The sequence below is a fragment of the Rathayibacter sp. AY1D9 genome, assembly GCF_002932395.1.
In the GTDB taxonomy this organism is placed as follows: Bacteria; Actinomycetota; Actinomycetes; order Actinomycetales; family Microbacteriaceae; genus Rathayibacter.
The window spans coordinates 1-12665 of sequence record NZ_PSVQ01000015.1; the positions used below are offsets into that span (position 1 = coordinate 1).

Here is a 12665-nt window from a genome sequence, read left to right on the forward strand (position 1 = left end):
GCACGGTCTCGGCGTTCCAGGACCCGTGGCACCCGGCCGTGCTCCGCCTCGTCGGCGAGGTCGGCCGCGCGGGAGCGGCGCTGGGCAAGCCCGTCGGGAGAGGGCGGGGCCGGGTCCCGCAGGCGCCTGATGCGACCCGGTGAGGGTCGCCGTCACGCTCCAGGGGCTGCCGCGGCTACCGGCGCCGTGGGCGCCGGGGCCGGCCGCCTCGCGTGACGCTAGGCGTCACGCGTCGTGGTCGGTGGTGAGGAAGGTCGCGAGCTCCTCGAGCACGGCCTGCTCGTTGTCGCCCTCGACGCTGACGGTGAGCTCGTCGCCGTGCTCGATGCCGAGCGAGATGATCCCGAGGATCGACGCGGCGTTGACCGGGGTCGCGTCGCCCTTGGCGACGAGGACCTTCTGACCCGACTTCGCCGCGGCCTGGCTGAAGAGCGAGGCGGGGCGGGCGTGGAGGCCCTTCGACGATGCAACCTGCACGGTGCGCTCGACCATGAACGTTTCTCCTTGATCCTGCAGTCGCGACTGCATCAGTGGTGCCCGGAGTCGGGCTCGCCCGGACGGACCGGGCGGGTGGAGGAGTCCCCGTCCGCGCCTGCGACGACCGCGCGAGCGGCGAAGAGGACGGGCAGGGTCTCGAGCACGGCATCGGCACCGTGCGCTCCGAAGACATCGGACGGGAGGAGGGCGGCCGCGGCTCCCACGAGCTCCGCACGGTGGCGGAGTCCGTCGAACTGCGACTCGAGGTGCGGCCCCACGAGGAGGACGTCGGCCTCGGGGAGGGAGTGGTCGAGACCGGTGAGGGTCTCGGAGCGGAACACGGCATCCATGCCGCGCTCCTTCGCGCCCGCTCGCAGCCGGTGGGCCAGGAACGTGCTCGACGCGCCTGCACCGCAGACGATCAGGATCTTCCGCACCTCGTTCGCCTCCTCGCGTCCGGGTCGTGATTCATCCAAGCATCCCCTCGGAGGGGCGGCACCCTCCAGCAGACAATCTTCCGCGGGGGCGGAAGACGGCCCCTTCCACCCGCGGCGCGGGGGCTCCCGGGCGCGTCGCCGGGGTGATTGACTGACGGGACGTACGACTCGCCGCCCGCGTCCTGCGGGCCCGCGGCAGGGTCGTGGCGCTCCCGGCGCCCGCCCCGACCGCACGCCTGGAGCCTGATGCCTGACAACCGCGAACGACTGCTGGAGTACCTCTCCCGCGCCGACGGCTGGGTGACGGCGCACGAGCTCGCCGACAGGCTCGGAGTCACCACCCGCAGCGTCCGGAGCTACGTCACCGCGGTGAAGGCGCAGGCCGCCCCGCTGGAGCCGGTCGAGTCCTCCGCGAACGGCTACCGGCTCGCGCGCGAGGCGTACGCGGCCTACCTGGAGGCGCAGCGCAGCCACGACGTCGAGCCCGACACCCCGCGCGACCGGCTGTACAGCATCGTCCGCCGCCTGGTCGACTCCGACGAGGGCCTGGACGTCTTCGCCCTCGCCGACGCGCTGTCGGTGAGCGAGTCGACCGTCGACGCCGATCTGCGCCGGGTGAAGGCCCTCGCCGACGAGGCCGGCCTCGGGCTGGTCCGGCGCGGCCCGTCGGTGCGCCTCGAGGGCAGCGAGGAGGCCCGCCGCCGCCTGATCTCGCGGATGTTCCGCGACGAGAGCGCGCAGGGCGTCTTCACGCTCGACGACGTCCAGCGCGAGTTCGCCTCCCCCGGCCTCGGCGCCTTCAAGACCGAGCTGCTGGCCGAGCTCGAGACCCGCGGCTACTACATCAACGACTACGGCGTGAACAGCGTCCTCCTCCACATCGCGATCGCCGTCGACCGCGTCGCCCGGGGCATCGGGGACCCCTCCGGCTCCCGCCCCTCCCCCGCGATCCACGGCGAGCTCGCGGCCCTGCTGGCGGAGCTGGTGGAACGGCACTTCGCGACGCGCCTGACCGACGCCGAGCTCGCCCAGCTCGCGATCCTGATGACGACGCGGGTGGCGACGCCCGGGCAGAACGAGCCGGTCGCCGCCGTGGTCGAGAACTACCTCGACCCGGAGGACCTCGCCGTCGTCCGCGAGCTCGTCGCCGACGTCAACCGCGAGTACCTGGTCGACCTCGACGACGAGGGCTTCATCGTCCGCCTCGCCCTGCACGTGCGGAACCTGATCGCCCGGGCCGCCGAGGGCGGCTACTCTCGCAACCCGCTCACCCGCTCGATCAAGACCAGCTACCCGATGACCTACGAGATCGCCGTGTTCCTGGCGAGCGGGCTGCAGCGCCGGCGGGGCGTCGTGGTCAACGAGGACGAGATCGCCTACATCGCCCTCCACGTCGGCTCGTTCCTCGAGCGGGTGTCCCGGCGGGAGGAGCGTCTGTCCTGCGTGATCGTCTGCCCCAACTACTACGACCTCGCTCACATGCTGCGCCTGCGCGTCGAGCGCTCGCTCGGCACCGAGGTGGAGGTGCGCTCGCTGATCACGCGGAGCGACGTCGACTGGGACCGGCTCACCGCCGACCTCGTGATCACCACGATCGACGAGCGCCCCGCGTCCGATGACGTCGTGGTCGTGCAGCCGTTCCTCACCGACCACGACGTCGAGACGGTGCGCCGGGCCATCGCCCGCGTCCGCCGGCACCGCCGCCGCGCGCAGATCAAGGACGAGCTGCTGCAGTTCTTCGACGAGGAGCTGTTCTTCCGCAACGTGCACGCGCGCGACGAGGCGGCGATGATCCGGATGCTGGGCGAGCGGATGATCGCCGGCGGCATCATCGACGAGGACTACGTCGACGGCGCCATCGAGCGCGAGCGGATGAGCTCCACGGCGTTCACCGACAACCTCGCGGTCCCGCACGCGATGGCGATGAGCGCCCGCCGCACCTCCATCGCGATCGTCGTGAACGACACCGCGATGGAGTGGGGCGAGCAGCGGGTGAACGTGATCGCGATGATCGCGTTCGCCTCGGCCGGCCGCAGCACCTTCCAGTCGGTGTTCGACCAGTTCGTCGAGGTGTTCGCCGACCGGGCGGAGGTGCAGCGCCTCATCCGGCGCTCCACGGACTTCGGCGGCTTCATCGAGGAGCTGGTGCGGGTGATCGACAGCTAGCCGACACCCGCACTCCGGGTGGAGCCGGAGGGCGCTGTCGCCCTCCCGCTCCCGCGCTTCGCGGGCGCCCGACGGACCCCCGCCGGGCGCGAGAGGCCACGAGGAGCCTCCTTCGCATCGGATCTGAGGAGCTCCGCGTCGGGGCCTCTAGGCGAAGGGCGTCGGCACGATCCCGTAGGGGGCGAGGCCGGCCGCGCCGCCGTCGGCGAGCGTGGTGACCCAGATGCCGTCGTGGTGCACGGCGACGGAGTGCTCCCAGTGGGCGGCCATGCTGCTGTCCTCGGTCGCGACCGTCCACTCGTCCTCGCGGACGAAGGTCTCGGCGCTGCCCGCGGTGACCATCGGCTCGATCGCGACGACGAGTCCCGGCTTCACCTCGGGGCCGCGCTGGCGCACCCGGTAGTTGAAGACCGGCGGAGCCTCGTGCATGGTGCGCCCGATGCCGTGGCCGATGTAGTCGGTGAGGATGCCGTAGACGCGGCCCGAGCGCTCGGCCTCGTCCTCGATGTACTCCTCGATCGCCGCGCCGACCTCGTTCAGATGGCGGGCGGAGGCGAGGGCGGCGATCCCCCGCCACAGGGATCCCTCGGTCACCCGCGAGAGCTCGGCGCGTGCCGCGACCTCCTCCGGGCGGGAGGGATCGGGCAGGACCACCGTCATCGCGGAGTCGCCGTTCCAGCCGTCGATCTCGGCGCCGCTGTCGATGGAGACCAGGTCGCCCGGCTCGAGCACGCGCCCGCCGGGGATTCCGTGGACCACCTCGTCGTTGACCGAGGCGCAGATCGTGTGCCGGTAGCCCGGGACGAGCTGGAAGTTCGAGCGGCCGCCGAGCGCGACGATCGCCGCCTCGGCGATCGCGTCGAGCTCGAGCGTGGTGACGCCCGGGCGGACCGCCGCGCGGACCGCGTCGAGCGAGGCGGCCGTGGCGAGGCCCGGAGCGAGCATCGACCGCAGCTGCGCGGGCGTCTTGTAGAGCGAGGAGTGGAACGCCACGGCTCAGGCGGCCGGGGTGTCGAGGCGGCCCACGCGGTGGCCCTCGAGGGCGACGACGATCCGCTCGGTCACCTCGTCGACCGGCCCGAGGCCGTCGACCACGACCACGAGCCCGCGGGCCGCGTAGACGTCGATGAGCGGAGCGGTCTGCTCCTCGTAGAGCGCGAGTCGGCGCCGGATGACGTCCTCGGTGTCGTCGCTGCGCCCCTGCTCGAGCGAGCGCTTGAGAAGGCGGCCGACGACCTCGTCGGGATCGGCCGTCAGCTGGACGACCGCGTCGAGCCGGTTGTCGTCCGCGGCGAGGATGCGGTCGAGCTCGTCGACCTGCTCCGTGGTGCGCGGGTAGCCGTCGAGCAGGAACCCGGTCGACGCGTCCGCCTCCTGGAGGCGGTCGTGCACGATCGCGTTGGTCAGCTCGTCCGGCACGTAGCGCCCGTTGTCGAGGTAGGCCTTCGCCTGGAGACCGAGGTCGGTCTCGTTGGCGACGTTCGCGCGGAAGATGTCCCCGGTCGAGATGGCGGGCACCCGGAGGATGTCGCTCAGCCGAGCGGCCTGGGTCCCCTTGCCTGCGCCGGGAGGGCCGATCAGCAGGAGACGGAAGCCGATCGGGTGCGACGTCATCGGAGGAGTCCTTCGTAGTGGCGCTGCTGCAGCTGGGAGTCGATCTGCTTCACCGTCTCCAGGCCGACTCCGACGATGATCAGGATGGACGTGCCGCCGAAGGGGAAGTTCTGGTTCGCACCGACCAGCGCGAGGGCCACGAGGGGCACGAGCGCGATGAGGCCGAGGTAGACCGACCCGGGCAGCGTCACCCGGGTGAGCACGTAGTTGAGGTACTCGGCGGTCGGGCGGCCGGCGCGGATGCCGGGGATGAAGCCGCCGTAGCGCTTCATGTTGTCGGCGACCTCGTCCGGGTTGAAGGTGATCGCGACGTAGAAGTAGGTGAAGCCCACGATCAGGAGGAAGTACAGCGCCATGTAGAGCGGGTGATCGCCCTTGGTGAGGTAATTCGTGATCCAGGTGACCCAGACCGGGGCCTCCTGGCCAGCGGCGGGCTGGTTGAACTGCGCGATGAGCGCGGGCAGGTACAGCAGCGACGAGGCGAAGATGACGGGCACGACGCCGGCCATGTTGACCTTGATCGGGATGTAGGTGTTGTTGCCGCCGTAGGTGCGGCGGCCGACCATCCGCTTGGCGTACTGCACGGGGATCCGCCGCTGCGACTGCTCCACGAAGACCACGGCGACCACGAGCACGAGGCCCACGCCGAGGACGAGGAGGAAGGTCTCGAAGCCGCGCGACTGCGCGATCGACCACAGGGAGGTGGGGAACTGGGCGGCGATCGAGGTGAAGATCAGCAGCGACATGCCGTTGCCGATGCCGCGCTCGGTGATGAGCTCGCCCATCCACATGATGATCCCGGTGCCCGCGGTCATGGTGATGACCATGAGGAGGATGGAGTACCACTCGTCGGTGATGATGAGCGCCGAGCACTCCGGGACGCCGGAGTTGCCGAAGAGGGCGCCCGAGCGGGCGACGGTGATCAGCGTCGTTGACTGGAGGACGCCGAGCGCGATGGTGAGGTACCGCGTGTACTGGGTGAGCTTGCCCTGACCGGACTGCCCCTCCTTGTACAGGGTCTCGAAGTGAGGGATGACCACGCGCAGCAGCTGCACGATGATCGACGCCGTGATGTACGGCATGATCCCGAGCGCGAAGATCGACAGCTGGAGCAGTGCTCCACCGCTGAAGAGGTTCACGAGCTCGTAGAGACCCGAGGTGCCCTGGTTGCCGGCGAGACAGGCCTGCACGGCGCTGAAGTCGACGAACGGAGCAGGGATGAAGGATCCCAGCCGGAAGATCGCCACGATCGCGAGGGTGAAGCCGATCTTGCGGCGGAGGTCGGGGGTGCGGAAGATCCGCGCAACGGCGCCAAACACTACCTAAGGTCTCCTGCTCAATTCTGTGGTGCGGGATACAGGTCGAGCTTGCCACGCGCTCCCGGAGGGAGTCGGCGTGACAAGCTCGACCGACAAGCTGCTGGTGCTACTTGATGGATCCGCCCGCAGCGACGATCTTCTGCTCGGCAGAGCTGGAGACCTTGTCGACCGCGACGTTCAGCTTAACCGCAATGTCGCCGTCCCCGAGGACTTTGACCTTCTCGTTCTTGCGGACAGCGCCCTTGGCGACCAGGTCGCCGATGGTGACGTCGCCGCCCTGGGGGTAGAGCTCCGCGAGAGCGGACAGGTTCACGACCTGGTACTCGACCCGGAACGGATTCTTGAAGCCGCGGAGCTTCGGGGTGCGCATGTGCAACGGCATCTGCCCACCCTCGAAGCCGACGCGCACCTGGTAGCGGGCCTTGGTGCCCTTGGTGCCGCGACCGGCGGTCTTTCCCTTGGAGCCCTCACCGCGACCCACGCGGGTCTTGGCCTTCTTGGCTCCGGCAGCGGGGCGGAGGTGGTGGACCTTGAGCACGTGCTCCTTGGTCGCCGGCGCCGCCGCGCCCTTCGTGGTGGTCGCCTGCGCGGGAGTCGTGGACTCCGCGGCGGCGGCCTTCTTCGTCTCAGCCATTAGTCAATCTCCTCGACCTTCACCAGGTGGGCGACGGTCTTCACGTATCCGCGGTTCTGGGCGTTGTCCTCGCGGACGACGCTCTGACCGATCTTCCTGAGGCCGAGCGAGCGCAGCGTGTCGCGCTGGTACTGCTTCTCGCTGACCTTCGACTTGATCTGGGTCACCTTGAGCTGGGCCATCAGGCACCTGCCTTCGCGTTGGACGCGGCGGCGAGGGCGTCGGCCTCGGCACGGACGAGACGTGCCGGCGCGACCTGGTCGAAGTCGAGACCACGACGAGCGGCGACGGCGCGCGGCTCCTCGAGCTGCTTCAGAGCCTCGACGGTCGCGTGGACGATGTTGATGGTGTTCGACGAGCCGAGCGACTTGCTCAGGACGTCGTGGATGCCGGCGCACTCGAGGACGGCGCGGACGGGACCGCCGGCGATGACACCGGTACCCGCGGCGGCGGGGCGCAGGAGCACCACACCGGCGGCGGCCTCACCCTGGACGGGGTGCGGGATGGTCGAGGCGACGCGGGGGACGCGGAAGAAGTTCTTCTTCGCCTCCTCGACGCCCTTGGAGATGGCGGTCGGGACCTCGCGGGCCTTGCCGTAGCCGACGCCCACCAGTCCGTTGCCGTCTCCGACGACCACGAGCGCGGTGAAGCTGAAGCGACGGCCGCCCTTGACGACCTTCGACACGCGGTTGATGGTCACGACGCGCTCGAGGAACTGGCTCTTCTCGGCGTCACGGCCACCGCGGTCGCGGCCACCCTGGTTGCGGTCGCGGCCGCCGCGGCGGGGCTCACGAGCCTCCTGCTGCGGCTGCGTGGACGCAGCGGTCTCGACGGGGGCCTCCGACACAGCGGCGACCTCGGGTTCCTTGTTCTCTGCGGCGCTCACAGGTTGAGCCCTGCCTCTCGTGCTCCATCGGCGATCGCGGCGACGCGACCGGCGTACTTGTTGCCTCCGCGGTCGAAGACGACCGCCTCGACACCGGCGTTCTTGGCGCGCTCGGCGACGAGCTCGCCGACCTTGCGGGCCTTGGCGGTCTTGTCGCCGTCGAACACGCGCAGGTCGGCCTCGAGGGTCGACGCCGACGCGAGGGTGCGGCCCTGAGCGTCGTCGACGACCTGCACGAAGACGTGGCGGGCCGAGCGGTTGACGACGAGGCGGGGGCGCTCGGCGGATCCGACGACCTTCTTGCGCAGACGGTCGTGACGACGACCGCGCGCAGCGGACTTGCTCTTTCCTCTGGTTCCGAGTCCCATGATCACTTACCGCTCTTTCCGGCCTTGCGGCGAACGACCTCGCCGGCGTAGCGCACGCCCTTGCCCTTGTAGGGCTCGGGCTTGCGGATCTTACGAATGTTGGCGGCCACCTCACCGACGGCCTGCTTCGAGATGCCGTGCACGGTGAGCTTGTTGTTGCCCTCGACCGTGAACGAGATGCCCGCGGGCGGGGTGACGACGACCGGGTGCGAGAAGCCGAGCGCGAACTCGATGTCCGAGCCCTTCGCCAGCACGCGGTAACCGGTTCCGACGACCTCGAGGCCCTTGGAGTAGCCCTGCGTGACACCGATGATGTCGTTCGCGATGAGCGTGCGGGTGAGGCCGTGGAGCGAGCGCGACTCGCGCTCGTCATCGGGACGCGAGACCAGCACCTGGCCGTTCTCGACGGACACCTGGATGGGGCTGGCGACCGAGACGGTCAGCTCGCCCTTGGGGCCCTTGACGGTCACAGCGGATCCGGCGACGGAGACGTCGACGCCCGCCGGGATCTCGATGGGGAGTCTTCCAATACGCGACATGAGGGGTTACCACACGTAGGCGAGGACTTCCCCACCCACGCCCTTCTTCTCGGCCTGGCGGTCGGTCAGGAGACCGCTCGAGGTGGACAGGATGGCGACGCCGAGGCCGCCGAGCACGGTGGGGATCTCGGCCGACTTCGCGTACACGCGGAGTCCGGGCTTCGAGACCCGCTTGATGCCGGCGATCGAGCGCTCGCGGTTCGGGCCGTACTTGAGGGAGATGGAGAGCGTCGTGCCGACGCGCGCCTCCTCGACCTTCCAGTCGGCGATGTAGCCCTCGGTCTTGAGGATCTCGGCGATGTTCGCCTTGAGCTTCGAGCCCGGGAGGGTGATGGAGTCGTGGTGCGCGGAGTTCGCGTTACGGATTCTGGTCAGCAGATCTGCGACCGGATCAGTCATGGTCATGGCTGATGGTGCCTTTCTCGCCTGGTTTCGGCACCCTTTACAAGAGTGACGACCTGTGGTGTGGGACGGCGCCGACGACGTCGACGCCCATGCGGCCGCGCGAACGCAGGCCAACGAGCCATGCTACATGGCGGAGGTCCTGCGGTCGAGGGCCGATCGTGCACGGGATCCGGGGATCCCGCGTGGCGCCCGCCGCCGGCTCCGGACGGACCGGTCCGGCGGCGGACGCACGACGAGGCCGGAGGGCGGTTCTCACCGTCCCCCGGCCTCGAGGCTTGCTGCTTACGCGTTGTCCGACGACTTGAACGGGAAGCCGAGCTGCTTGAGCAGCGCGCGACCCTCGTCGTCGGTCTTGGCGGTGGTCACGACGGTCACGTCGAAGCCGCGGACGCGGTCGATGCGGTCCTGGTCGATCTCGTGGAAGATCGACTGCTCCGTGATGCCGAAGGTGTAGTTGCCGTTGCCGTCGAACTGGCGGTCCGACAGACCGCGGAAGTCGCGGATGCGGGGCAGCGCCACCGAGAGCAGGCGGTCCAGGAACTCCCAGGCGCGGTCGCCCCGGAGGGTGACGTGAGCGCCGATGGCCTGGCCCTCGCGCAGCTTGAACTGCGCGATGGACTTGCGGGCCTTGGTGACCTGCGGCTTCTGACCGGTGATGGCGGTGAGGTCCTTGACCGCACCGTCGATGATCTTGCCATCGCGGGCGGCCTCACCGACACCGGTGTTGACGACGACCTTGACCAGGCCGGGGACCTGGTGGACGTTGCCGAAGCCGAACTGCTCCTTGAGAGCGGGGATGATGTCGGCCTGGTACTTGGCCTTGAGCCGCGGCTGAACCTTCGCAGCCACTGCGGTGGTGTCAGTCATTACAGTTCCTCACCCGACGCCTTCGCGTAGCGCACGCGAACGGTCTTGGTCACGCCGTCCTTGGTGACGGCCACGTTGCGGTGGCCGACCCGGGTCGGCTTCTTGGTCTTCGGGTCGACGAGCGCGACGTTGGAGATGTGGATCGAGGCCTCGACGGTCTCGATGCCGCCCTCCTTCGAGCCGCGCTGCGTCTGGCCGACGCGGACGTGCTTCTTGACGAAGTTCACGCCCTCGACGACGACGCGGTTGCGCTCGACCAGCACCTCGAGGACCTTGCCCTGCTTGCCGCGGTCTCCACCGCGGGCCTGGGTAGCGCCCGAGATGACCTGGACGAGGTCACCCTTCTTGATCTTGGCCATGACTAGATAACCTCCGGTGCCAGCGAGACGATCTTCATGAACTTCTTGTCGCGGAGCTCGCGACCGACCGGTCCGAAGATGCGGGTGCCACGGGGGTCCCCGTCGTTCTTGAGGATGACGGCGGCGTTCTCGTCGAACTTGATGTACGAGCCGTCGGCGCGACGGGTCTGCTTGATGGTGCGGACGATGACGGCCTTGACCACGTCGCCCTTCTTCACGTTGCCACCGGGGATCGCGTCCTTGACGGTGGCGACGATGATGTCACCGAGGCCCGCGTAGCGGCGGCCGGAGCCTCCGAGGACGCGGATGGTGAGGAGCATCTTGGCGCCGGTGTTGTCGGCGACCTTGACTCGGGATTCTTGCTGAAGCATGTGTCTCTCCTGCTAACTCAAGTAGGCCGCGGCCTACTTGGCCTTCTCGAGGATCTCGACCAGGCGCCAGCGCTTGGTGGCGCTGAGGGGACGGGTCTCGCTGATGACGACGGAGTCGCCGATGCCGGCGGAGTTCAGCTCGTCGTGGACCTTGACCTTGGACGTACGGCGGATGACCTTGCCGTACAGCGGGTGCTTCACCCGGTCCTCGACCTCGACGACGATGGTCTTGTCCATCTTGTCGCTGGTGACGTAGCCGCGACGGGTCTTGCGGTATCCGCGAGCGCCCGCCTCCTTCACGTCGTGGGCGGCCGACTCGTGGCCGGCGCTGTCATTGACGGTTGCCATTACTTGGCCTCCTCGTTCGACTCGGTCGCCTCGACCTCGGCCTTGGCGGCCTTCTTGGTCTTGGGCTTCTTCTCCGCCTTGGCCGGGGCCTCGACGGGTGCGGGGGTGGCGCGGATGCCCAGCTCGCGCTCACGGATGACCGTGTAGATGCGGGCGATGTCGCGCTTGACGGCACGCAGGCGGCCGTTGGTGTCCAGCTGACCGGTGGCCGACTGGAAGCGGAGGTTGAACAGCTCCTCCTTGGCCTTCTTCAGCTCGGTGACGAGACGCTCGTCCTCGTAGGTGTCGAGCTCGGCGGGGGCGAGCTCCTTGGATCCGATCGCCATTACGCGTCTCCCTCCTCGCGCTTGATGATGCGTGCCTTGAGGGGCAGCTTGTGGATGGCACGGGTCATGGCCTCACGAGCGAGCTGCTCGTCGACGCCGGCGACCTCGAAGAGGACGCGACCCGGCTTGACGTTCGCGACCCACCACTCCGGCGAGCCCTTACCGGAACCCATGCGGGTCTCGGCGGGCTTCTTGGTGAGCGGACGGTCGGGGTAGATGTTGATCCACACCTTTCCGCCGCGCTTGATGTGACGCGTCATCGCGATACGAGCGGACTCGATCTGACGGTTGGTCACGTAGGCGGGGGTGAGGGCCTGGATGCCGAACTCACCGAACGACACCTTGGTGCCACCGGTGGCCTGGCCGGACCGGCCCGGGTGGTGCTGCTTGCGGTGCTTGACTCGACGCGGAATCAACATGGTTATGCCTCAACTCCTGCTGCGACGGGCGCCTCGCTCTGCTGGCGGGGTGCACGGCGCGGACGGTCGCTGCGCTCCGGGCGCGACGACTTGCTGTTCGCCTGCTCGCGGGCGAGCTCCTTGTTGGTGATGTCGCCCTTGTAGATCCAGACCTTCACGCCGATGCGGCCGAAGGTGGTCTTCGCCTCGTAGAAGCCGTAGTCGATGTTCGCGCGGAGGGTGTGCAGCGGCACGCGTCCCTCGCGGTAGAACTCCGAGCGGCTCATCTCGGCGCCGCCGAGGCGGCCGGAGACCTGGATGCGGACGCCCTTGGCGCCGGCGCGCTGAGCACCCTGCAGGCCCTTGCGCATCGCGCGGCGGAAGGCCACGCGGGCGGAGAGCTGCTCGGCGATGCCCTGGGCGACCAGCTGAGCCTCGGCCTCGGGGTTCTTGACCTCGAGGATGTTCAGCTGGATCTGCTTGCCCGTGAGCTTCTCGAGGTCGGCACGGATGCGCTCGGCCTCGGCGCCGCGGCGGCCGATCACGATGCCCGGGCGGGCGGTGTGGATGTCGACGCGGACCCGGTCACGGGTGCGCTCGATCTCGATGCGGGCGACGCCCGCACGGTCGAGCTGCGTGGCGAGGAGTCGGCGGATCTTGACGTCCTCGGCGAGGTAGTCGCTGTACCGCTGGCCCTTCTTGGTGCTGTCGGAGAACCAGCGCGACACGTGGTCGGTGGTGATTCCCAGACGGAAACCGTAGGGGTTTACTTTCTGACCCATTACTTGGTCCCCTCCTCAGGAGTGGCCAGCACGACGGTGATGTGGCTGGTGCGCTTGTTGATGCGGAAGGCACGACCCTGAGCACGGGGCTGGAATCGCTTGAGGGTGGTTCCCTCATCGACGAAGGCGCGGGACACGATCAGGTCCTGGTCGTCGAGGTACTCGTTCGAGGCATCGGCCTTGACGCGAGCGTTGGCCATCGCCGAGGCGACGAGCTTGTAGACGGGCTCGGACGCACCCTGCGGCGCGAACTTCAGGATGGCCAGTGCCTCCTGAGCCTGCTTCCCGCGGATCAGGTTCACGACACGGCGAGCCTTCTGGGGGGTGACGCGGATGTGTCGCACGCGTGCGATCGACTCCACCATTTCT

20 protein-coding genes are annotated in these 12665 nt (G+C 69.0%); 1 reads left to right on the top strand and 19 read right to left on the bottom strand.

The features are described 5' to 3' along the window. Nucleotides 1–225: 225 nt before the first annotated feature. Together C5C50_RS08135 and C5C50_RS16945 are read right to left on the bottom strand one after the other, a co-directional pair. The gene (locus C5C50_RS08135; protein WP_104224553.1) at nucleotides 226–492 is read right to left on the bottom strand and encodes an HPr family phosphocarrier protein; all 267 of its coding nucleotides are present in this window, start codon (nucleotides 490–492) and stop codon (nucleotides 226–228) included. A 35-nt stretch (nucleotides 493–527) separates the two neighbouring features. Beyond that, a complete protein-coding gene (locus C5C50_RS16945; RefSeq protein WP_181133903.1) occupies nucleotides 528–953 on the bottom strand; it encodes a PTS sugar transporter subunit IIB in 426 nt (141 codons plus the stop codon). 207 nt (nucleotides 954–1160) lie between these two features. On the opposite strand from C5C50_RS16945, the gene C5C50_RS08145 reads away from it, so the two are divergent. Continuing rightward, complete coding sequence (locus C5C50_RS08145) at nucleotides 1161–3080, top strand: BglG family transcription antiterminator (protein WP_104273238.1); 1920 nt, start codon at nucleotides 1161–1163, stop codon at nucleotides 3078–3080. Nucleotides 3081–3227: 147 nt separating this feature from the next. On the opposite strand, the gene map is transcribed toward C5C50_RS08145, so the two are convergent. The 17 genes from map to rplV all read right to left on the bottom strand — a co-directional run bounded on the left by map (nucleotide 3228) and on the right by rplV (nucleotide 12661). Further along, nucleotides 3228–4073 carry a type I methionyl aminopeptidase gene (map, locus tag C5C50_RS08150; protein ID WP_104273239.1) on the bottom strand — a complete coding sequence of 282 codons (846 nt, stop codon included), beginning with the start codon at nucleotides 4071–4073 and terminating at the stop codon, nucleotides 3228–3230. A 3-nt stretch (nucleotides 4074–4076) separates the two neighbouring features. Continuing rightward, entirely contained in the window at nucleotides 4077–4694 is a 618-nt protein-coding gene (locus C5C50_RS08155) for an adenylate kinase (RefSeq protein ID WP_181065530.1), read from the bottom strand. Next, on the bottom strand, nucleotides 4691–6013 hold the full coding sequence (gene secY, locus C5C50_RS08160) for a preprotein translocase subunit SecY (protein ID WP_104224557.1): 1323 nt from the start codon (nucleotides 6011–6013) through the stop codon (nucleotides 4691–4693). Before secY ends, C5C50_RS08155 begins: the two co-directional genes overlap by 4 nt. Before the next feature lie 106 nt (nucleotides 6014–6119). Further along, nucleotides 6120–6647 carry a 50S ribosomal protein L15 gene (rplO, locus tag C5C50_RS08165; RefSeq protein ID WP_104226755.1) on the bottom strand — a complete coding sequence of 176 codons (528 nt, stop codon included), beginning with the start codon at nucleotides 6645–6647 and terminating at the stop codon, nucleotides 6120–6122. Beyond that, entirely contained in the window at nucleotides 6647–6829 is a 183-nt protein-coding gene (rpmD, locus tag C5C50_RS08170) for a 50S ribosomal protein L30 (protein WP_181024623.1), read from the bottom strand. The genes rplO and rpmD overlap by 1 nt, the downstream gene beginning before the upstream one ends. Beyond that, entirely contained in the window at nucleotides 6829–7533 is a 705-nt protein-coding gene (gene rpsE / locus C5C50_RS08175) for a 30S ribosomal protein S5 (protein WP_104224559.1), read from the bottom strand. The genes rpmD and rpsE overlap by 1 nt, the downstream gene beginning before the upstream one ends. After that, nucleotides 7530–7901, bottom strand: coding sequence for a 50S ribosomal protein L18 (gene rplR, locus C5C50_RS08180; RefSeq protein WP_056037296.1), 372 nt, complete (start codon nucleotides 7899–7901; stop codon nucleotides 7530–7532). The genes rpsE and rplR overlap by 4 nt, the downstream gene beginning before the upstream one ends. Nucleotides 7902–7903: 2 nt before the next feature. Then, nucleotides 7904–8440: a 50S ribosomal protein L6 gene (rplF, locus tag C5C50_RS08185; protein WP_104224560.1), complete on the bottom strand. Its 537-nt coding sequence runs from the start codon at nucleotides 8438–8440 to the stop codon at nucleotides 7904–7906. Between the two features lie 6 nt (nucleotides 8441–8446). Then, the gene (rpsH, locus tag C5C50_RS08190; protein WP_068209423.1) at nucleotides 8447–8845 is read right to left on the bottom strand and encodes a 30S ribosomal protein S8; all 399 of its coding nucleotides are present in this window, start codon (nucleotides 8843–8845) and stop codon (nucleotides 8447–8449) included. A 282-nt stretch (nucleotides 8846–9127) separates the two neighbouring features. After that, on the bottom strand, nucleotides 9128–9712 hold the full coding sequence (gene rplE / locus C5C50_RS08195) for a 50S ribosomal protein L5 (RefSeq protein ID WP_068209425.1): 585 nt from the start codon (nucleotides 9710–9712) through the stop codon (nucleotides 9128–9130). After that, nucleotides 9712–10071 (bottom strand): 50S ribosomal protein L24, encoded by a 360-nt coding sequence (rplX, locus tag C5C50_RS08200; RefSeq protein ID WP_104224561.1) that lies wholly within the window; start codon nucleotides 10069–10071, stop codon nucleotides 9712–9714. Before rplX ends, rplE begins: the two co-directional genes overlap by 1 nt. A 2-nt stretch (nucleotides 10072–10073) precedes the next feature. Then, nucleotides 10074–10442, bottom strand: a complete 369-nt coding sequence (gene rplN / locus C5C50_RS08205; protein ID WP_104224562.1) for a 50S ribosomal protein L14 — start codon at nucleotides 10440–10442, stop codon at nucleotides 10074–10076. A gap of 33 nt (nucleotides 10443–10475) precedes the next feature. Continuing rightward, nucleotides 10476–10790: a 30S ribosomal protein S17 gene (gene rpsQ, locus C5C50_RS08210; protein ID WP_104224563.1), complete on the bottom strand. Its 315-nt coding sequence runs from the start codon at nucleotides 10788–10790 to the stop codon at nucleotides 10476–10478. Further along, on the bottom strand, nucleotides 10790–11116 hold the full coding sequence (gene rpmC, locus C5C50_RS08215) for a 50S ribosomal protein L29 (protein ID WP_104224564.1): 327 nt from the start codon (nucleotides 11114–11116) through the stop codon (nucleotides 10790–10792). Before rpmC ends, rpsQ begins: the two co-directional genes overlap by 1 nt. Next, nucleotides 11116–11535: a 50S ribosomal protein L16 gene (rplP, locus tag C5C50_RS08220; protein ID WP_068209436.1), complete on the bottom strand. Its 420-nt coding sequence runs from the start codon at nucleotides 11533–11535 to the stop codon at nucleotides 11116–11118. The genes rpmC and rplP overlap by 1 nt, the downstream gene beginning before the upstream one ends. Before the next feature lie 2 nt (nucleotides 11536–11537). Further along, nucleotides 11538–12296, bottom strand: coding sequence for a 30S ribosomal protein S3 (gene rpsC, locus C5C50_RS08225; protein WP_068209439.1), 759 nt, complete (start codon nucleotides 12294–12296; stop codon nucleotides 11538–11540). After that, entirely contained in the window at nucleotides 12296–12661 is a 366-nt protein-coding gene (rplV, locus tag C5C50_RS08230; protein ID WP_077221988.1) for a 50S ribosomal protein L22, read from the bottom strand. Before rplV ends, rpsC begins: the two co-directional genes overlap by 1 nt. Between the last annotated feature and the right edge of the window lie 4 nt (nucleotides 12662–12665).